Source organism: Pseudomonas sp. H2_D02 (genome assembly GCF_054677635.1).
Genome location: NZ_CP162816.1, coordinates 2,440,646 through 2,460,182, shown reverse-complemented (window position 1 = coordinate 2,460,182; position 19,537 = coordinate 2,440,646). Strand labels below are relative to the sequence as shown.

Genomic DNA, 19,537 nt, shown 5'->3' with positions numbered 1-19,537 from the left:
GGTTACGTGCCGGAGACAGGGGCGAAAATGGTTTGCAGGTGCGCTTCGCTGGCGCCCATGCCGATGCTGTCGTTAAGCGCCTGGCGCAGATATACCGCCATGGACGGATAGAGGCTGATGGCCGTGTCGGTCTCACGATCGCCGCCAGGTACATACGCTCCGACGCTGATCAGGTCGCGACTTTGCTGGTAGCGAGACCAATACTGCTTGAACTGTTGCGCACGCTTCATGTGCTCGGGGCTGATGACCGATGGCATGACCCGGCTGATCGACGCTTCGATGTCGATGGCGGGGTAATGCCCCTCCTCCGCCAAGCGTCGGGACAACACGATGTGGCCGTCGAGCACGCCTCGGGCCGAGTCGGCGATCGGGTCTTGTTGGTCGTCACCCTCGGACAGCACGGTGTAGAACGCAGTGATGGAACCGCCGCCCTTCTCCGCGTTACCGGCACGTTCCACCAGCTTCGGCAGCTTGGCGAACACTGAAGGCGGATAACCCTTGGTCGCCGGCGGCTCGCCGATGGCCAGGGCGATTTCCCGCTGGGCCTGGGCGAAACGGGTCAGCGAGTCCATCAGCAACAGGACGTTCTTGCCCTTGTCGCGGAAATATTCGGCGATGCGCGTGCAGTACATCGCAGCGCGCAGGCGCATCAGCGGCGCATCGTCCGCCGGCGAAGCGACGACAACGGAGCGCTTGAGCCCTTCCTCGCCGAGGATGTGCTCGATGAATTCCTTCACCTCGCGGCCCCGCTCGCCGATCAGCCCAACCACGATGATGTCGGCCTCGGTGAAGCGGGTCATCATGCCCAGCAGCACACTCTTGCCCACGCCGGTACCGGCGAACAGGCCCAGGCGCTGACCGCGTCCGACCGTCAACAAACCGTTGATGCAACGAATGCCCACATCCAGCGGCACGCTGATGGGGTCGCGCTTGAGCGGGTTGATCGTCGGGCCGTCCATCGGCACCCAATCCTCGGCCTTCATCCCGCCCTTGCCGTCCAGCGCCCGACCAGCGCCGTCCAGCACGCGACCGAGCATGCTCATGCCCATGGGCAGGCGGCCGGTATCGGCCAACGGCACCACACGGGCACCCGGGGCAATGCCGGCGACACTGCCGACCGGCATCAGGAATACCTTGCTACCGGAAAAACCCATGACCTCGGCTTCCACCTGCACCGGGTGATAGCTGTCGTCATTGATCACCAAGCAGCGACTGCCCATGGCCGCACGCAATCCTTCGGCTTCGAGGGTCAGGCCGACCATGCGCAACAGGCGACCTTCCAGGATCGGTTGGCCGGCCAGTTCGGTGGCCTCGGCGTAGCTGCCCAGGCGCTTGCCGAAGCTGGTTCGCTCAAGGCGCATCGTGGCCTGCCACTTCAGGTGTGATCGGCTCGCCGCTGTCGGGATCGACGATGGCGGCCGGCTTGGGTTCGTCCGGCAAGTCCAGGCTCAGGTCGGCGGGCGCCGGGTGCAAAGCCTGTTCGTGCAGTTGGTCGAACAGCTTGGCCATGATCTGGCTGATGCGGGTCTCGACGGTAGCGTCGATGCGGCTGTGCTCGGTTTCCACGCGGCAACCGCCCGGCAGCAGGGTTTCATCTTCGACGATGCGCCAGGTTTCCTCATGGCGCTCGCGCAAAGCCTTGACCAGTTCGAAGTCCTGCGGGTTGATGTACAACCGCACGTTGCCCACACCCAGCGGCAACAGCTTGAGGGCTTCGCGCATGACGTGTTCGATCTGGCTCGAATCGATGGCCAGTTCGCGCTGGATCACTTGCCGGGCGATGTGCTGCACCAGCCCGACCAATGACTTTTCAATCTGCGTGTCCTGCTCGGCGATGGGCTCGAACAGGTTCTGCATCAACGATTCCAACGCGCGCAGCTTGGCCGTGAGCGCCACGTCGGCTTCCTGACGGACCTTGATCGTGGTGCTGTGGAAACCTTCTTTTTCGCCAATGGCGAAGCCTTCGTTGTAAGCCTCCTGGCGGATGCTCTCGACTTCTTCGAGGGTCAGTGGCTGGACTTCTTCCAGCGGCACCTCTTCCATCTCCGGCAGTTCTTCCACCGGTTCCGGCTCGGGCTCGGGCACGTAGGGGTCGAAGCTGGGCAGCGACCAGACGTCGAAACCACCGACGTCACGGGCGCGGATCAGGTCGCTGGGTGAATCATCACTCTTGGCAGACATAACGACCTTAGATCATCTCTTCGCCGCCCTTGCCACCGAGCACGATTTCTCCGGCTTCGGCCATACGGCGGGCGATGGTGAGGATTTCCTTCTGTGCGGTCTCCACGTCGCTGACACGAACCGGGCCCTTGGCCTCGAGGTCGTCGCGCAACAGTTCGGCCGCCCGTTTGGACATGTTCTTGAAGATCTTCTCCTTGACGCCTTCGTCCGATCCCTTGAGGGCCAGGACCAGGACGTCGGAGGACACTTCGCGCAACAGTGCCTGGATACCGCGGTCGTCGACATCGGCCAGGTTGTTGAACACGAACATGAGGTCTTCGATCTGACCGGACAGGTCTTCGTCGACTTCGCGGATCGAGTCCATCAATTGACCTTCGATCGAACTGTCGAGGAAGTTCATGATGTCCGCCGCGCGCTTGATACCACCCAAGGTAGTGCGCGAAGCATTGGAGTTGCCCGAGAACTGCTTCTCGAGGATCTGGTTCAATTCCTTCAGCGCCGCCGGCTGCACGGTGTTCAGCGATGACACGCGCAGGATGATATCGAGGCGCACCTTGTGGTCGAAATTGCCCAGCACTTCGCCGGCCTGGTCCGGGTCGAGGTACGCCACCACGATCGCCTGGATCTGGGGGTGCTCGTAACGGATCACGTCGGCAACGGCGCGTGGCTCCATCCACTTCAGGCTGTCGAGGCCGCTGGTGTTGCCACCCAGCAGGATCCGGTCGATCAGGCCGTTGGCCTTGTCCTCGCCCAGGGCCTGGGTGAGCATCTTGCGCACATAGTCGTCGGAACCGACGCCCAGGCTGGTCTGGTCGCCGACGATGTCGACGAACTCGCTCATGACCTGCTCGACCTGCTCGCGGTGCACGTTGCCCATCTGGGCCATGGCCACGCCGACGCGCTGGACCTCCTTGGGCCCCATGTGACGCAGCACTTGGGCGGCGTCGGTCGACCCCAGGGACAGCAGCAAGATCGCGGCTTTGTCGACCCGGGACAATTTGGCAACAGCGGCTCGATTATCACTCATCTGCGTTAATCCACTCTTTCACGACCTGGGCCACACGACCCGGGTCTTCTGCCACCAGACTCTTGATGGCGTTCAACTGAGCGTCATAGCCTTCGCTCGGGCTTGGCAGCAGGATGCTCTGCGGCCCGCCGAGGCTGACGCGATCGTTGGCCAATTCGCCATCCAGGCCGCCCATGCCTCCCAGCTCTACATCACCCAAGCCAGCCAACTGCTTGTTCTTGCCGCCACCGGTAATGTTGTTGAGCACCGGACGCAACACACCGAACACCAGTATCAGGATGAACAGCACACCCAATACTTGCTTGACCACATCCCAGAACCAGGGTTGCGAATAAAACGGAATGTCGGCGATTTCTTCACCGCGCTCCAGGGAGAACGGCACGTTGATCACGCTGACGCTGTCGCCACGGCTGGCGTCGAAACCGACCGCGTCCTGTACCAGGCGAGTGAAGCGCGCCAATTCGTCGGCGCTCCACGGTGCACGGCTGGTTTCGCCGTTGGCCGGGTTGATCTTGACCTGATCGTCCACCACCACGGCGACCGACAGGCGATTCAAGCGACCCTGTTGCTGCTTGGTGTGGCTGATGGAACGGTCGAGCTCGAAGTTCTTGGTGGATTGTTGACGCTTGTCGGCCGGGTACGGCGCGAGCATCGGCTGGCCGGTGGCCGGGTCCATGATCTGTTGGCCGTTGGCATCGATCAGCGGCTGGCCTGGCTGCACCATGCCCGCGGCGGCGGTGGCGCCGCCGGTGGTTTGCGGCGCGCTGGCCGGCGACGGCGGCTGGTTGCTCAGGGCACCCGGCACGCCTTGCGGGCCATTGCTGGCAGTGCGCTGTTCGTTCACCGACTGCTCGCTGCGCAACGCCGGCTGATCCGGGTTGAACTGCTCGGAGGTCGATTCAACCGCACTGAAATCCACATCCGCCGACACTTCGGCCTTGTAGCGGCCGTTACCGAGGATCGGTTGCAGGATGTTATGCACCCGCTGAGTGAACATGCCTTCCATGCGACGGCTGTAGTCGTATTGCTTGCCGGCCATGGTCAGTTCGGAATTTTCCGCCTGGTCGGAGAGCAGGTTGCCCTTCTGGTCGACCACGGTGATCTGCGACTTGCTCAGCTCGGGAACGCTGGTCGCCACCAGATTGATAATGGCCAGGACCTGGCCTGGCTCCAGGGAGCGGCCGGAATACAGTTCAACCAGGACCGACGCACTCGGCTTGCGCTCATCGCGCACGAAGACCGAGCTTTTCGGGATCGCCAGGTGCACACGGGCACCCTTGACGTTGTTGAGGCTGGAGATGGTGCGCGCCAGTTCGCCTTCCAGGCCGCGACGATAACGCGTCGCTTCCATGAACTGGCTGGTGCCCAGGCCCTGGTCCTTGTCGAGAATCTCGAAACCGATGTTGCCATCGGTCGGTGTGACACCCGCGGCAGCGAGCTTGAGGCGCGCGCGCGCCACGTCGTCGGCCTTGACCAGCAAGGCGCCAGAGTTGGGTTCGACAGTGTAGGGAATGTCGGCAGAAGCCAGGGTTTCCATGACTTGCTTGGCATCCATGCCTTCCAGGCTACCGTACAACGGACGGTAGTCTGGCTGCTGGGACCACAACACGACGGCGAAACCAATCGCCACGCTGGCAGCCAGGCCGACCAACAGGCCAACCTGACGCAGCATGGTCATCTCGGAGAGGTTTTCCAGGAAAGACAGACCGAACAACGGCGGTTTGCCGTCTACCGGAGTGGCCTTGGCTGGAACGTTATCAACGGCTGCTTCTGCCATGACTCAATAGTTTCCTTAGACCGGCATCTGCATGATGTCTTGGTAGGCTTGAACCAGTTTGTTGCGTACCTGGGTCAACGCCTGAAACGAGACACTGGCTTTCTGCGAAGAGATCATTACGTCCGTCAGGTCGACGCCACTTTTGCCAATTTCAAAAGCACTGGCCAACTGGTTCGAAGCCTGCTGGGTATCGTTCACTTTATTGACGGCCTGACCGAGCATGTCGGAAAAGCTGCTGCCACCCACCTGGGGGACCGCGACCGATTTCGGCTGGGCCATGGCGTCCATTTGCATGGCCCGCATGTCCAACATCAATCGATTAAATTCAATACCTTGGCTCATGGTCTATTCTCTCTGGCGGCCCGCGTTTTTTTGACACTTACTCAGCGGGTACGTAGGTATTAGCAACAAGGGTGCCAGCTCGATGGCCGGCAGAAACAATTGCGCGCACCGCTCCACTGTGGGAGCGAGCTTGCTCGCGATGCCATCACATCCAACATCAATTTTGACTGACCCACCGCTATCGCGAGCAAGCTCGCTCCCACAAGGATTGGTGGCGACTATTCAACTGGCGAAAAGGTAGGCCTCCACGTCCATCCCCGCATCACGCATCTGCGCCAGCTTGTAGCGCAGGGTCCGCGGGCTGATGCCAAGGCGTTCGGCCGCCTCCTTGCGACGGCCGCGCTCGGCACGCAGGGTGTCGATGATCATCTGGAACTCGCGTCGACGCAGGTCGTCCTCCAGCGCACCCGCGGATTCCGCCACTTCCATCGGCGGAACCACCGCTGGGGCTGGCTGCAAGACCGGCAACGGCGCACAAGCCACCGGACCGGCCAGGCAAAAATCTTCGGGCTGGATCAAGCCGCCCTGTTGCAGGATGAGGGCCCGCTGGATGGCGTTATCCAGCTCACGGACATTGCCAGGCCAGGGATAAGCGATCAGGCAAGCCTGGGCTTCGGCGGACAGTCGCGCCGTTGCATGCTTCATTTTATTGACGTGCTTGGCCAGCAGGCGCTCGGCCAGCGGCAGGATATCGGCGGTGCGCTCGCGCAACGGACGCCAGGCCAACGGAAAAACCGACAGCCGGTAATAAAGGTCTTCCCGGAAACGCCCCGCCGCCACTTCGCCCGCCAAGTCGCGGTTGGTCGTCGCCACCACGCGGATGTCCAGGCTGATGGGCTTGCGCGCGCCGACCCGCTCCACTTCGCGCTCCTGCAGTACACGCAACAGCTTGGCCTGCAGGCCAAGGGGCATTTCGGAGATCTCGTCCAGCAGGATGGTGCCGCCGTCAGCCTGTTCGAACTTGCCGGCCTGGGCCGCGATGGCGCCGGTGAACGAGCCCTTCTCGTGCCCGAACAATGTGGCCTCGAGCATGTTGTCGGGAATCGCCGCGCAGTTGATGGCAATGAACGGTTCATTGGCGCGACGGGATTGCTGATGGATATAGCGGGCCAATACTTCCTTGCCCGTACCCGACTCGCCGGAAATCAACACGGTTGAATCACTGCGGGCCACTCGCGCGGCCAGCTCCAGCAATTGCGCGCTGGCGGGCTCGATGGCCACCGGCCCTTCACCCTCGACCGCAGGGCTTCCCAAGGCATGACGCGCCACCAGATCAAGCAGCGCCTTGGGCTCGAACGGCTTGACCAGGTAATCCGCCGCCCCCTGGCGCATGGCATCCACCGCACGCTCGACCGCACCGTGTGCGGTCATCAACAGGACTGGCAATTGCGGCTGGCGCGCACGCAGCAATCCGAGCAACTGGTGACCGTCCATGCCCGGCATGTTGACGTCGCTGACCACCAGGCTGAACGGCTCGCGCGCAACGGCCAGCAGCGCCTCTTCCGCCGAACCGACGGCAGCATGGTCATGCCCGGCCAACAGCAGCGTATCGGCCAGCGCCTCGCGCAGCGCACGATCGTCCTCCACCAGCAAAACCTTGATCGCCATTGCCTTCACTCCACCCCTGGCGCACTGGAAAACAGCGGCAGGACGATCAGCGCACAAGTGCCGCGCCCCAGCCGTGAGCGCAGCAGCAATTCTCCCTGATGGGCACGCGCAACGGCCTTGACTACGGTCAGGCCCAAGCCCGTCCCAGTGGCCTTGGTGGTGAAAAACGGTTCGCCCAGGCGGGTCAACACCGCTGGATCGATGCCACTGCCACTGTCGCTGACACACAGGCGCAACGTGCTGCCACGGGTGTACAGATGAACCTTCAACCGGACGTCACCGCCGCTGGCCTGGATCGCATTTTCAATCAGGTTCAATACCGCGCCCACCAAGGTGTCACGGTTGCACAAGACCTCGCCCACATGGCTGTCGCACTGCCAGCGGATCGGCAGATCCTGCACATGGGTCAAAGCCGCAGCCTGCAGGGATTGCAGCAGCGCCTTGGGCGTCACGCGGTCGGTCAACGGCAACTCGCCCCGGGCGAACACCAGCATGTCGCGCACCTGGTGCTCCAGCTCATGCAGGCGTTCTTTCAAGCGGCCAGCAAAGCGCTGCTGGGTGTCCATCGGCAGTTGCTGCTCCGTCAGATGACTGGCGTAGAGCAACGCGGCGGACAGTGGCGTGCGGATCTGATGGGCCAGCGACGCCACCATCCGCCCTAGGGAAGACAAGCGCTCGTGGCGGGCAAGCTGGTCTTGCAGGTGACGGGTTTCAGTCAGGTCATTGAGCAGCACCAACTGCCCAGGCTCGGCATCCAGCGAACGGGTCGAGATAGAGAGACGCCGACCGTCCTTGAGGGAGATTTCGTGGCCGTCGTCTTCGCGAGGGGCAAAGCAGCGGGCGATGACGTGCCGCCAAAGCTCGCCCTCGAGGGGCAGGCCGAGCAGCTCGCACGCCGCCGGGTTGGCTTCGCGCACGAAACCGTGCTCATCGATGACGATGACGCCGCCAGGCAAGAGATCGAGGAGATTTTGCAGCCGATTGGCCAGGCGTTCTTTTTCCGCCAGTTCCTGCATGCGCTGGGCGCTGACCACCGCCAGCTCACCCTTGAGCTCGGTCACCCGGGCTTCAAGCAGGCTGTAGGAATCAGTCAACTGGCTGGACATCTGGTTAAACAGCGAAAACGCCTGTTCCAGTCCAAGCCGGCTAGCCTGTTCGGCGGACGGCATGTGTCCCGGCTCGGGGACAGGCGACATCAGGGCGGCTTGGGTCATCGTGCTCTCTCGCTTGGCTGACCGTCAGTTAAACGGAACGTTGCGAGGGCTGTAGCAATACCCGTGCCGAAAAAAAACCGCCTGAAAATCAGGCGGTTGCAAAACAGGCGTCAATCATCCGCCTGTTCGTCTCCTTCGCGCCGGCTCATGCCGTACTTGCGCATCTTTTCCACCAGGGTCGTACGGCGGATACGCAGGCGCTCCGCCGCGCGGGCCACGATACCGTTGGCATCGTCCAGGGCCTGCTGGATAAGGCCTTGCTCCAGGCCCCCCAAGTAGTCCTTGAGATCCAGGCCTTCCGGCGGCAACAACGCATTGCTGGTGAAATCCGGCGTATGGCCGTTGATCGCCACGCGCTCTTCCAGGTCGCTGCGCAGGCTGTCGACCATTTGCTCGTCTTCATCATCGACGTAGCGGAATTTCTTCGGCAGCTCAGCGACGCCGATCACACCGTAGGGGTGCATGATCGCCATGCGCTCCACCAGGTTCGCCAGCTCGCGGACGTTGCCCGGCCAGCCATGGCGACAGAGAGACATGATCGCCGCCGAGTTGAAGCGGATCGAACCGCGCTTCTCATGCTCCATGCGCGAGATCAATTCGTTCATCAGCAGCGGGATGTCTTCGACCCGCTCACGCAGCGGCGCCATTTCGATCGGGAACACGTTGAGGCGGTAATAGAGGTCTTCGCGGAAACTGCCGACCTCGATCATGCTCTCGAGATTCTTGTGGGTCGCGGCGATGATCCGCACGTCGACGCTCTGGGTCTTGTTGCTGCCCACGCGCTCGAACGTGCGCTCTTGCAGCACGCGCAGCAGCTTGACCTGCATCGGCAGCGGCATGTCGCCGATCTCATCGAGGAACAGCGTGCCACCGTTGGCCAATTCGAAACGCCCGGCGCGGCTGGTGATCGCACCGGTAAACGCGCCCTTCTCGTGGCCGAACAATTCGCTTTCCAGCAACTCGGCCGGGATCGCACCGCAGTTGACCGGCACGAACGGCGCTTCGCGGCGCTTGGAATGGTAATGCAGGTTGCGCGCGACCACTTCCTTGCCGGTACCGGACTCGCCCAGGATCAGCACGCTGGCGTCGGTGTCAGCCACCTGCTGCATCATCTGGCGCACGTGCTGGATCGCACGGCTGGTGCCGACAAGGCTGCGGAAAAGATTGGGTTCGCGATGCCGACCGCGCTCACGGGCCTGGTCGTACATCTCGCGATAAACCTGGGCACGGTGCAGCGAATCGAGCAATTTGCTGTAGCTCGGCGGCATTTCCAAGGTGGAAAGCACCCGGCGGCGCTGGTCCTCAGGCAAGTCAAGGGAAGAATTTTCGCCCATTAACAAAACTGGAAGGAACTCATCCCAGGTTGAGAGTGTCTTTAGCAAGCCCAAAAGCGATGCGGGAGCATTTACGGTCCCGATAAGGACACAAATGACTTCACGGCTGGACGACAAAGAGCCGACAGCCTGCTGCCAGTCATGGCTGCCGCAGGGCAAATTTTCTTCGCCAAGAAAATTCAGAATCACCGCCAGGTCGCGGCGGCGGACGCTATCGTCATCGATCAGGAGAATTTTGGTTTCACGCCACATGCAATAGCAACTTCCCTAGTCAACTCAGTGCCCGAATTTGGGGGCAAGCTAGACGCTTGCAGACTTGTCATGCCTGTAGACGCCTGAAATCTGTAAACAGCCACTAGTTAAGTCAAAAAATCGTGCACAGTCAAATTTATGGCGCACTTTGTTCGGATTAAATGAAAATTAAATCATCCGAACAAGTGGTAAACCTTCGCCGCGTTCTGTGCCTGATGAATCTGCGACATTTCATCGACGATTGCCTGACGCTCTCCCGTCGCCGCCTCCAGCAACTGCCGGTACACCCCCAGCAACTCTTCCAGGTTGTTACGCAACGCCGCCTCGTCCACCTCGGACTCGCTCAACACGTCTTCCATGCAGGAACGGCACGCCAGGTCCAATTGACCGATGGCCTCCCAGTTCCGCTCAGCCAGGGCATCAACCAGGGCCTCACGGGTTTGTTCGATTCGCTGCAAGACAAGACTCATGAGCATACTCCTCAGAATTGCGGGCCAGCTGGCGCGATGCCGTCCCAGCCTTCCTTGACCGTGCGCAGCAGATCAGCGACTTCGTCGAGGATCTTCGGGTCGGTCTTGGCGTTGGCTTCGGCCAGGCGTTTCATCATGTAGGTGTAGAGCGCATCCAACTCGGCTACCGACTCGGCCTGATTCTCCAGGTCCAGGCCTTCACGCAGGCCACCCACGATACCGATGGCCTTGCTGATCAGTACGCCTTTGTTGGCGATGTCCTTGCGTTCCATAGCGCCCTTGGCCTGGGCGATACGGTCCAATCCACCTTCCATGAGCATCTGCACCAGACGATGGGGACTTGCTTCGGAGGTTTGCGCCTGGGCGCCAATCTTCTGGTATTGGCGAAGGGCTAACATCGGATTCATGTTCTACCTCATCAAAAACTTCGGTTCGTATAAACAGCGTATCGACGCTGCGTCAAAAAACTTTAGACCGAAAAAGCCGAAAGCCCGGAACGTCGCAAGACGTCGCCGGGCTTTTTTGCATCAGTCAGAATCAGCTGTTTTTCTGCTGTGCTGTCAGCGCTTCAAACATGGAGGTGATGTTGCTAGCGGTGGCCTTCAGCTTGCCGACCAAGGTGTCCATGTCGTTGTACTTTTTGGTCAGCACGGCAGTCAGGGTTTCGATCCGACGGTCCAAGGCCAACTGATCCTCGCCCAGTTTCGCCTTGAGGATTTCCAGATTCTTGGAGCGTGCCGTCAGGATGTTATCGACAGCCTTGCCGTTGGAATCTTTTTTGCCGGTCTCGGTATAGGGCTTGAGCGCGTTCTGCATACGCTCAATCAAGCCATTTTCGCCAGTGAACAGCGTTTGGACTTCGCCACCCAACTGCTTGGTATTCAACGCTTCAGTGAATTTCGCACTGTTGAAATCAAGAGCACCCGTTGTCTGGTTAGTGGTGATGCCTAGTTGAGACAAAACGGTCAGCTTGTCGCCCGCCCCGGTTTCGGACAACGGCGCACGAATGGCTGCCAACAGAGAGCGCGGCAACGAGTCACCCGTCAATGCTGCGGGAACCGAATTACCGTTAGCATCCGTTGAAGGCTTGGTCAAAGAGGTGACTGCCTTGGCAATGGCGTTATAAGCATCGACAAATTTCTGGATCGAAGCTTTCAGGCCGTCGGCGTTGGTGGCCACCGTGACGGTCGTCGGACCGGAGCCGGCGACGAGCAATGTCATGTTCAAGCCTGAAATAACGTTATCCAGCTTGTTGGTCGGGCTGGTCATAGCCAGCCCGTCGACAGTGAACTTCGCGTCCTGAGCGAGGCCGATCGAGCCCGAAGAGGTTGCGCTGGGCGCTCCCATCAACGTAGAGCCGTCGGCCGCCAGACTGGCAATACCGCTGAGCGAAATATCGCTGCCGGCACCGGTCTTTGTCGAACCCACTACCAGACGGGAACCAAAGTTGTCGGTGACGATGTTGGCGGTCAGGCCGCTGGAGGAATACTTGCTGTTTATCGCATCCCGAACCGACTGCAGCGTCCCGTCCGCCGGAACATCAATCGTGTAATCCTTGCCACTCTGGCTGATCGTCAGCGTGCCCGCCCCTACGACACTGGAAGCGCCACCCGCGAACGCGGCGGTAGCGACTTTTGATGACGTCGCCAATTGAGTGACGTTTACCGCGTAAGTGCCGCTTACCGCCGAGTTGCCGGCCGTCACCGTCAAGGCAGTGTTATTGGCCGAAGTGGCAGCAACCCCGGTGAATTGTGGCGTGGTCGTGCTGCCCAGGCTTTCAAGCGCGGACTGAAAGGTAGCCAGCAGTGATTTCAGGGTACCAATACCCGAAATATTGGCTGTGTTGGTCTTGGTGGCGCGGTCAATCTGACCTTGCTTGGCCGCTTTGTCAGAATCAACCAGTGCCTTGACGATAGCAGTGGTATCGAGGCCAGAGCCTAAACCCAAGCCAGGTAGAATTGGACTTGCCATGTGGGACTCCCTTCAGTGTGTCGCCGGCCTTTTGACCTTTACAACGCCCAAAAGAACATAACAACAGAATTCGTGCCGGTTGTCAGGCTTCGGCGCTGAACAACAAGCTGTTTGCATCATTCAAACTGTTAGCCAGCTTCAGAACTTCTTCGTTCGGGATCTGGCGAATCACTTCACCGGAACCACTGGCGATCACTTTGACCACTACTTTGCCTGAAGGCTCATCGATAGAGAACTCCAGGTTACGCTTGACCGATTGGACGAACTTCTCGATTTCCTGAACCGCTTTCTTCAGTTTGTCCTGCTCGGAAGCAGCATCCTTAGGGGTTTCCTTGACCGGAGCTACCACAGCAACCTCGGCCCGAGGCTTCTCCACGGGCTTATCGGCCACACTGGGCGCCGGTTTCGCCGCCGGATAAGACAAGTTCAGCTTCACGCTCATATCCATGTCCATCACCTCTTGAACGGAAAAAGCGAGAGAGCACGCAAGCGCACTCCCCCGCTAAAACTCATCCGGCTATTACTGAAGCAGCTTCAGTACAGCGGATGGCAGTTGGTTGGCCTGGGCCAGAACCGAAGTGGAAGCCTGTTGCAGAGTCTGCTGCTTGGTCAGCTGGGCAGTTTCAGCAGCGAAGTCGGTGTCTTGTACGCGACCCAGTGCAGCAGCGGCGTTTTCGTTCACGTTCTGCAGGTTGGAGATGGTGCTGGTCAGACGGTTTTGTGCAGCACCGAGGTCAGCACGGCTGGCGTTGATGGTCGCCAGAGCAGCGTCGATCGCGTCGATTGCAGCAGAGGTGCTTGCTTCAGCGGTGGCGCTGTCGCTACCGGTGATGGCGATTGCAGCAGAGTCAACACTCAGGGTTGCAGCGTCGAAGCCGCTGTCCAGAGTCAAGGTGATCTGGTTGGTAGCACCGGTGTTGGAACCGACCTGGAAGGTCATGGTGCCAGCGGAACCGTCGATCAGGTTTTTGCCGTTGAGGTTGGTCGAATCAGCGATACGAGTCAGTTCGTCGGACATCTGAGCAAATTCTTTGTTCAGAGCCACACGGTCAGCAGTACCGTTGGAGTCGTTTCGTGCCTGTACGGCCAGTTCACGCATACGCTGCAGAATGTTGGTGGATTCCTGCAGAGCGCCTTCAGCGGTCTGAGCGATGGAAATACCATCGTTGGCGTTCTTGATCGCAACAGTCTGACCGCGGATTTGCGAGGTCATACGGGTAGCGATCTGCAGGCCGGCGGCGTCGTCTTTAGCGCTGTTGATTTTCAGGCCGGAAGACAGACGAGTCATCGAAGTGGAGAGAGCATCGGAAGCCCGGTTCAGGTTCTTCTGAACGTTCAACGATGTGACGTTGGTGTTTACTGTTAAAGCCATGACGAATTCCTCGTTGGTTGGGTACTGCGGCTTCCGGCCCTGGCAACCGCCGGGTGTGGCCTAGAGAACCTTCGTAATAGTTATCGTCGTATTCGGAACTTGCTTTAGCAGATTTTTCAAAAATTTTGCCATCAGCGTGCCACCCCTCGTAAATCAAGGACTTGGCTGCGATTCAAGGTTGGAAAAATGGCGTCAGGGAAGCGCCGCTGACGTCGGTGGAAGCGCATTACAGCGGTGAAGCTGTAAAAGAAGGCTAGAGAGACTGACCAGCGGTCAGCAGCTGGACCCACTCGTATTCGAGATAATCAGCAAGCGAAATCCAGTTCTGCGCCTCTTGATTATCAAGCATCAGGGCAAGCAGCTCGCTCCACGACGAAGAGACCTCGCCTGGCATCCGTTCGACCAGGGGCTGCGCAGACTCGATCAGCGTGACCATCGCCAAGCCTGCCTCAACGTCCCGTCCGAGACGAAACAAGCGTGCGCACTTGCGGGCGTCACCGATCATTCTTTCGAGTTCGATCATTGCACATACTCCGGGTGGAAATCCGTGCCGACAATCATCGCCCCGTCCCGACTGCTGTTAAAGAAACGCACCTGGGGGTGGCCGGCGATAAAACGCTCCAGCTCGCAAAGATAGCTGCGGAAGTTGAGCTGGGTCTTGACTCGCCGACCATGCCCGTCAAGCACCCAATGCCTGGACGCCCCCAGTTGCGGCCCCAGGTCACCATCACCCCAACCTGCATGAGTCTTGTCATGGGGAAAGGCAAAATCGGCGCCGAAAAGCGTGACCTGCGCAGCGCCTATTTTCACCGCCAGGTCGACGGCCGGGTGAATCACGCTGCCGCCTACATGGAGTTCGGCCCGACGCAGTTGCTCGCGCATCTCCCGATAGACAGGACTTGATGAATACCCAGCGTAGCGCGCGCCCCGCCACGCTCCGATCACCGCAGGGTCGGCCATTGGCAGATAGACCAACGCAATGTTGTCGATGCTTTCAGGCGGAAGATGGCGCGCCGAGATACGCTGGTCGATGCTGACCACGATATCCGGGGCAATGCCATGGTCGATCAACGGTCGGTAAGCCGTATCGACACAAATCAACAACGGTCGCTCGGCTTGCTGGCTCAGGTGACGCAATTTCTCGAAGTGCCGCTCAAGGCTGGGACCGGTGGCAATGACAAACGCCTCGCCCCCCTTCAAGGTGCCGAACAACTCGGCAACGTCACGATCTTCCTGCACAAGGCTGAACGTCGATTGCAGACGTTCGACAATCTCAGGGGACTGGGGATCGAACGCTTGGTTGGTGAAGTCCAGATGAATCTCACTGATCAAGCGATCACGAATCTTGGCGTTGTAATCATCGGCCAGCACCAACTCGGCGGGGAGTGCGAAAAATGGCAACTGGATTTCCGCCAGATCACCGGCGTAGAGCAATACCACCCTCGGATCGGCAAGCCAGGGCGATTGATCCAGCAGCTGCAGGACCATGGCGAACACCGCACCGTTGAGGATATGCACATACAGTTTCTCAAGCCCTGCCCGTTCCAATAGCCGGCCTTGCAGATCCCCCAGCCCCGTGCCATAGACATGCACAATCGCAGCCTCCAACGGCAAGCTGGCGGCTTGCAAGTCGGCCTCGGCGAGTCGGTCATGGCGACTGGTCAACTGAATGCCGTTGATGCTCAAGGTCGATCCAAGCCCCTCGACCAGATCAGCCTGCAACCCACCCACGTCCTCCAGCAACAGACGCTCGGCCAAGGCCGGCCAACGCTGCTGGATCACCTGGAGGTTGCGCTCAAAGTACTCGCTCATGGCGTCTCGCTTTTGCATCAGGCAAAAAAATAGCGTTCAAGGTTACACCTTGGACGCTATTTTTTGTGCCCGGGTTTTATCGGCTCACGGGCGATAGATGATCGCCGAGCCCCAGGACAGACCTACGCCGAAACCACTCAATGCCACGCGCTTCCAGTCGGAATCGAGCACATGCTTTTCCAGCAGCAGCGGAATGCTCGACGACACGGTGTTGCCGGTCTCGACCATGTCCTTGATGAACTTCTCCGGCTCGCCTTCGAAACGCCGCGCCACGGCATCAACGATCGCCGCGCTGCCTTGGTGAATGCAAAACGCATCAATGTCACTGGGTTGCAGATCGGAATCGGCCAACAGCTCATGCAAATGTGCCGGCACCTTGAGCAACGCGAAGTTGAACACCTGGCGCCCGTTCATGAAGAACACACCGTCACTGACCTTCAGGTGCGGCGCACCGGAACCGTCCGTGCCGAACTTGGCCTTGCCCAGTTGCCACGGCGCATCCTCGCCCATCCACGTAGCTGTGGCGGCGTCGCCGAACAGCATCGTGGTATTGCGGTCTTCCGGATCAACGATTTTCGAATACGGATCGGCGGTCACCAACAAGCCGTTCTTCAGGCCGGCGGCTTCCATGAAACCCTTGATGGCGTAGATGCCATAGACATAACCCGAGCAACCCAGGGAAATATCGAACGCCGCCACGCTGGTGGGCAGGCCAAGCTTGTCCTGAACGATAGCCGCAGTGTGGGGCAAGCCTTCTTCATCGCCGTTCTGGGTGACGACGATCAGCACATCAATGGATTCGCGCTTCAGATCGGGATTGCTGGCAAACAACGCATTGGCCGCTTCGACGCACAGATCCGAGGTTTCCTGGCCGTCATCCTTGCGTGGCAAGAAAGCGGAACCGATCTTGCCGAGGATGAATTCTTCATCCTTTTCAAATTTTGCACCTTGTGCGTAATTGTCCACGCCGGCTACAGGAACGTAGCTCGCAATGCTTTTTATGCCAATCATTACGGCTTCCCAATCAAAAACAGCCCAATACCACCGCTCGCAAGGAATCGAGGGGCGCCGACAATCGGGAAGTGTAAAGGGCTATCACTGGTCCTGATAAGGGCCAGGCGCCATCTTCCCGGTCAATACAATACAGTGAAGATGCGCGTTATGACTCGCAGGTCACGCTAAATTGCCGAATAAGCCCTTTTTTGCGAGGGCTTATTCGACAATGGAGGGAGGCATCGGGCTATGCCAGCAACCGCGCCCAATCGACAGCTGTGGCAGTACCCAGCGCAAAACCGGTGCCGGTCAAGGCCAGGTTCGGGTTACGGGCCGCGTCATGGTCGAAGCGCGCCTGCCACTTGCTGCGCAAGGCCTCGACCGCCTCCGGCACATCGGGGAACGTACCGGCATGCAGCATCTGCGCCTGGGGTGTCCAGACCGTGAGATAACCCGCATCAGCCGCTTTCAGGCAAAGGTCGACGTCGGCAAAAGCCTCGGCGAAATGTTCTTCATCCAGTCCGCCTACGGCTTCGAACAAGTCTTTGCGGACCATCAGGCAAACGCCGGATACCGCCGAGTAGTTCTGTTCCGCTTGATGGCCGTTGAGATAACCCTTGGCGTCCTTGCGTTCGCCAACAAACACCGAGGCCACCTGGCCATCGGGCTTGAGCACCAGGCCAGCCTGGGTGGTGATACCACGAATATCCATCTGTTTGCTGCCGACGATCCCCACTTCCGGTCGCTGGGCCTGGTTGAGCAGGCTGTCGAGCCAGTTGGCGTTGATCACTTGAGCCTCGGCCGACAAAAATACCAGGTACTCACCCTTGGCCTGGGCAGTTGCCCAGTTATTCAGGGCCGACGTGCTGAGGCGCTGATCGCTGCGCAGGATACGAATCCGGTCGCCCTTGCCTTCCAGGCTGTCGAGCCACTGGGCTATTGCTTCGGACTGGCTATGGTTATCGGCGATCAGAATTTCATGGCGATGATAACGGGTGCGCTGCAGCACGCTGACCAACGCCTGCTGGGTCTGCTCGAAGTTGTCCCGACTTTCGAGAATGATCGATACCAACGGCCGCTCGGCATGCTGGTAGTCGATTTGATAGGTCAATGGTTGCGCCGAAGTGACCTGGGCACGATAGCCTCGGGCCGCCAGGTGGCGCGTCAGGACTTGGCGCTCCTGGGCATTTTCCTCTTGCGCCGGGGCGTTGCAGATCAGCAACGGCTCGGACAGGTGCGCCAGGCCGGCAAGCCCCGCGTCCTCGATCAGACGCAACAGCACGTCCAGTTCCAGGGCCTGGGTGTATTCAGGCGTGAATCCGCGCGCCTGTACCAGCACCTCACGACGAATCAGCCAATGCCGCGCCATCAGAGAAGGCACCGATTGCAGGAAGTCGAGATTGACGCCAGGGCGGAACACATCGACCAGGCTGCCATCGGCCTTGCGCTGGATTTCATCCATGGCCACGGCGCGCACGCCGTCGGCACCGATCAGTTCAAGACTGGCGCGCAGCAGACCGTTTTGAGTGAACTGGTCACCGGCCTCGGCCAGCACCATCCAGTCGACAGAGGACTGCCCAATGATCTGGTTGATGCGCTCGACATAGTTGGTGACGCTGACTTTTACGAAATGCACCGTGTCGCGCACGGTCGTGGTCGCCGGCAGGTCGCCGGTGGTGAAGACCACCACGTTGAACGCCTTGCAGTGGCCGTTGACCAGGCTGTCGAAGGTCGCCTGCAGCTTGAACATGTCAGCGTCCAGGTCCAGCAATAGGATGCCGAACTTCGGCCCACCCTGATGCTCGGCCAGGTGGGCGGCGATGGACTCGAGCTGCTGCGCATCCGGATTACGCACCTCAAGCCAATTCAACAAACGACCGGAGTGCATATTTTCCAGCAAGCGGCGATCCTGCTGACCTGGCACCGAGTCCAGACGCTCAGCCCAGGCCTGGAGTTTCACTGCCTCATCAGGCTCATCGCTGTTTTTCAACGACTCGGCCAGGCGCTTGACCACAGTGCGGTTGAACGCATACAGCCCTTGGGCTTCCCATAGACGGCTGCGTAGGGTGCGTTCGTTATCGTTGGGTTGAACACGCATCAATTCATGCTGACGCAACAAGATACCTTCCAACTGTTGAAGCTGAAGGCGACCGGCTGGCATGGCATGCAGCAGGAATTCAAACTGGGTCAGCAGATCGAACACCTTCTGATTATAAAATGGCATTTCGACAAACTGCTGCGGGCCGAACGAACGTATCGGCTCGCCCCCTGCTTCCAGCCATGCCGAACGGATGATCTGCGTTCCCTTGAGCGAACGCCCTTGCTGCAAGCAGTCGGCCATGGCCGCAAAACTGTCCAAAGCGATCTGCTTGATGCGCTCTGGAGCCTGCTCGCTGAGCTGGGTTGGCACGGATGCCAGGAACTCGGCGAACTGCTCACGTTCGGCGACGCTTTTGGCGTCTTTGTAGCTCAGCACCGTCAGCACGTTGGTGTTGTGTTCGGAACCGCCGTAGTTGAGTTCGCGCACAGCGAACGGAATCGGCAGGATTCGTGCCTTGGCGCAAGCCAGCAGGTAAAAGGTATGGCCGATTTCCTGCCACTCGAAACTGGTGCCTGGCGGCAGCATGCCGTACCACTGTTGCAACAGGTCAGTGCGGGTCACGGCGTAGAACGGCGGCAGGAACTGATCCATGAAACGGATCACACGGTCCTCGGCCAGTTCGCTGTCGTAGTCCTCGTGCACCTTGCGGTCACGGCGGAAATAGCAGACTTCCGTCGCGCAGGACAAATACATGATGCCGTAGCCGTGGCAAAGGCCGTAGTCGGGGTTGGCTTCGAGAAACTCCACCGACTCGGTCAAGGCATCATGCAAAAGGAAATCGTCATCGGCGGCGAACACCATATAAGGCGTTTTGACCTGGTTGACACCATAGGTCAATTTTTCCTGCAGCCCTTTGTAGGTGAACTGAGGCAAGTGGCGGTAATCGACCGACGGAAAACCCTCGGCGATCTGATCATCCCGCTCCACTGACGAATCCAACACCAGCACCGAGCACGGGTAGCTGCTGTAGTAATGCAATGTGCGGCGCAGGAATGCGCTGCGGTTGTGGGAGATGACCACCACGGTGAACCGCTCGCCCAGCGGTGCCACGTTGTTTTGAAGCGTATTTCGAACCTGCATATT

The 19,537-nt window shown here is 59.7% G+C and carries 17 protein-coding genes; all 17 read right to left on the bottom strand.

The genetic code is table 11. From position 1 onward, the window contains the following. Positions 1-2: 2 nt before the first annotated feature. Positions 3-1,361: a flagellar protein export ATPase FliI gene (gene fliI, locus AB4N42_RS11430; protein WP_030141083.1), complete on the bottom strand. Its 1,359-nt coding sequence runs from the start codon at positions 1,359-1,361 to the stop codon at positions 3-5. Then, positions 1,351-2,181 carry a flagellar assembly protein FliH gene (gene fliH / locus AB4N42_RS11425; RefSeq protein ID WP_198797722.1) on the bottom strand — a complete coding sequence of 277 codons (831 nt, stop codon included), beginning with the start codon at positions 2,179-2,181 and terminating at the stop codon, positions 1,351-1,353. Before fliH ends, fliI begins: the two co-directional genes overlap by 11 nt. A 7-nt stretch (positions 2,182-2,188) precedes the next feature. Further along, positions 2,189-3,208, bottom strand: coding sequence for a flagellar motor switch protein FliG (gene fliG, locus AB4N42_RS11420; protein ID WP_007958288.1), 1,020 nt, complete (start codon positions 3,206-3,208; stop codon positions 2,189-2,191). Next, positions 3,201-4,985, bottom strand: coding sequence for a flagellar basal-body MS-ring/collar protein FliF (fliF, locus tag AB4N42_RS11415; protein ID WP_030141085.1), 1,785 nt, complete (start codon positions 4,983-4,985; stop codon positions 3,201-3,203). Before fliF ends, fliG begins: the two co-directional genes overlap by 8 nt. Before the next feature lie 15 nt (positions 4,986-5,000). Further along, positions 5,001-5,327 (bottom strand): flagellar hook-basal body complex protein FliE, encoded by a 327-nt coding sequence (gene fliE, locus AB4N42_RS11410; protein WP_003199082.1) that lies wholly within the window; start codon positions 5,325-5,327, stop codon positions 5,001-5,003. A gap of 222 nt (positions 5,328-5,549) precedes the next feature. Beyond that, positions 5,550-6,935: a sigma-54-dependent response regulator transcription factor FleR gene (gene fleR / locus AB4N42_RS11405; RefSeq protein WP_030141086.1), complete on the bottom strand. Its 1,386-nt coding sequence runs from the start codon at positions 6,933-6,935 to the stop codon at positions 5,550-5,552. Between the two features lie 5 nt (positions 6,936-6,940). Beyond that, positions 6,941-8,149, bottom strand: a complete 1,209-nt coding sequence (locus AB4N42_RS11400; RefSeq protein WP_272929131.1) for a sensor histidine kinase — start codon at positions 8,147-8,149, stop codon at positions 6,941-6,943. 110 nt (positions 8,150-8,259) lie between these two features. Continuing rightward, entirely contained in the window at positions 8,260-9,735 is a 1,476-nt protein-coding gene (locus AB4N42_RS11395) for a sigma-54 dependent transcriptional regulator (RefSeq protein WP_030141088.1), read from the bottom strand. 173 nt (positions 9,736-9,908) lie between these two features. Then, positions 9,909-10,205, bottom strand: coding sequence for a hypothetical protein (locus AB4N42_RS11390; protein ID WP_030141089.1), 297 nt, complete (start codon positions 10,203-10,205; stop codon positions 9,909-9,911). Positions 10,206-10,216: 11 nt separating this feature from the next. Continuing rightward, the gene (gene fliS / locus AB4N42_RS11385) at positions 10,217-10,612 is read right to left on the bottom strand and encodes a flagellar export chaperone FliS (RefSeq protein WP_030141090.1); all 396 of its coding nucleotides are present in this window, start codon (positions 10,610-10,612) and stop codon (positions 10,217-10,219) included. 130 nt (positions 10,613-10,742) lie between these two features. Then, positions 10,743-12,176 (bottom strand): flagellar filament capping protein FliD, encoded by a 1,434-nt coding sequence (gene fliD, locus AB4N42_RS11380; RefSeq protein WP_460116200.1) that lies wholly within the window; start codon positions 12,174-12,176, stop codon positions 10,743-10,745. A gap of 82 nt (positions 12,177-12,258) precedes the next feature. Further along, positions 12,259-12,624 carry a flagellar protein FlaG gene (locus tag AB4N42_RS11375; RefSeq protein WP_030141092.1) on the bottom strand — a complete coding sequence of 122 codons (366 nt, stop codon included), beginning with the start codon at positions 12,622-12,624 and terminating at the stop codon, positions 12,259-12,261. A gap of 72 nt (positions 12,625-12,696) precedes the next feature. Then, complete coding sequence (locus AB4N42_RS11370; protein ID WP_030141093.1) at positions 12,697-13,548, bottom strand: flagellin domain-containing protein; 852 nt, start codon at positions 13,546-13,548, stop codon at positions 12,697-12,699. A 253-nt stretch (positions 13,549-13,801) separates the two neighbouring features. Continuing rightward, complete coding sequence (locus AB4N42_RS11365; RefSeq protein ID WP_030141094.1) at positions 13,802-14,071, bottom strand: hypothetical protein; 270 nt, start codon at positions 14,069-14,071, stop codon at positions 13,802-13,804. Then, the gene (locus AB4N42_RS11360; protein WP_030141095.1) at positions 14,068-15,360 is read right to left on the bottom strand and encodes a motility associated factor glycosyltransferase family protein; all 1,293 of its coding nucleotides are present in this window, start codon (positions 15,358-15,360) and stop codon (positions 14,068-14,070) included. Before AB4N42_RS11360 ends, AB4N42_RS11365 begins: the two co-directional genes overlap by 4 nt. Before the next feature lie 84 nt (positions 15,361-15,444). Continuing rightward, positions 15,445-16,371: a ketoacyl-ACP synthase III gene (locus tag AB4N42_RS11355; protein ID WP_030141096.1), complete on the bottom strand. Its 927-nt coding sequence runs from the start codon at positions 16,369-16,371 to the stop codon at positions 15,445-15,447. Between the two features lie 229 nt (positions 16,372-16,600). Next, positions 16,601-19,534 (bottom strand): TIGR00180 family glycosyltransferase, encoded by a 2,934-nt coding sequence (locus AB4N42_RS11350; protein WP_460116199.1) that lies wholly within the window; start codon positions 19,532-19,534, stop codon positions 16,601-16,603. Between the last annotated feature and the right edge of the window lie 3 nt (positions 19,535-19,537).

Bases quoted from the DNA above. Each gene is read 5' to 3' on its own strand.
- fliI (WP_030141083.1), bottom strand. From the start codon at position 1,361: ATGCGCCTTGAGCGAACCAGCTTCGGCAAGCGCCTGGGCAGCTACGCC.
- fliH (WP_198797722.1), bottom strand. From the start codon at position 2,181: ATGTCTGCCAAGAGTGATGATTCACCCAGCGACCTGATCCGCGCCCGT.
- fliG (WP_007958288.1), bottom strand. From the start codon at position 3,208: ATGAGTGATAATCGAGCCGCTGTTGCCAAATTGTCCCGGGTCGACAAA.
- fliF (WP_030141085.1), bottom strand. From the start codon at position 4,985: ATGGCAGAAGCAGCCGTTGATAACGTTCCAGCCAAGGCCACTCCGGTA.
- fliE (WP_003199082.1), bottom strand. From the start codon at position 5,327: ATGAGCCAAGGTATTGAATTTAATCGATTGATGTTGGACATGCGGGCC.
- fleR (WP_030141086.1), bottom strand. From the start codon at position 6,935: ATGGCGATCAAGGTTTTGCTGGTGGAGGACGATCGTGCGCTGCGCGAG.
- AB4N42_RS11400 (WP_272929131.1), bottom strand. From the start codon at position 8,149: ATGACCCAAGCCGCCCTGATGTCGCCTGTCCCCGAGCCGGGACACATG.
- AB4N42_RS11395 (WP_030141088.1), bottom strand. From the start codon at position 9,735: ATGTGGCGTGAAACCAAAATTCTCCTGATCGATGACGATAGCGTCCGC.
- AB4N42_RS11390 (WP_030141089.1), bottom strand. From the start codon at position 10,205: ATGAGTCTTGTCTTGCAGCGAATCGAACAAACCCGTGAGGCCCTGGTT.
- fliS (WP_030141090.1), bottom strand. From the start codon at position 10,612: ATGAATCCGATGTTAGCCCTTCGCCAATACCAGAAGATTGGCGCCCAG.
- fliD (WP_460116200.1), bottom strand. From the start codon at position 12,176: ATGGCAAGTCCAATTCTACCTGGCTTGGGTTTAGGCTCTGGCCTCGAT.
- AB4N42_RS11375 (WP_030141092.1), bottom strand. From the start codon at position 12,624: ATGGATATGAGCGTGAAGCTGAACTTGTCTTATCCGGCGGCGAAACCG.
- AB4N42_RS11370 (WP_030141093.1), bottom strand. From the start codon at position 13,548: ATGGCTTTAACAGTAAACACCAACGTCACATCGTTGAACGTTCAGAAG.
- AB4N42_RS11365 (WP_030141094.1), bottom strand. From the start codon at position 14,071: ATGATCGAACTCGAAAGAATGATCGGTGACGCCCGCAAGTGCGCACGC.
- AB4N42_RS11360 (WP_030141095.1), bottom strand. From the start codon at position 15,360: ATGAGCGAGTACTTTGAGCGCAACCTCCAGGTGATCCAGCAGCGTTGG.
- AB4N42_RS11355 (WP_030141096.1), bottom strand. From the start codon at position 16,371: ATGATTGGCATAAAAAGCATTGCGAGCTACGTTCCTGTAGCCGGCGTG.
- AB4N42_RS11350 (WP_460116199.1), bottom strand. From the start codon at position 19,534: ATGCAGGTTCGAAATACGCTTCAAAACAACGTGGCACCGCTGGGCGAG.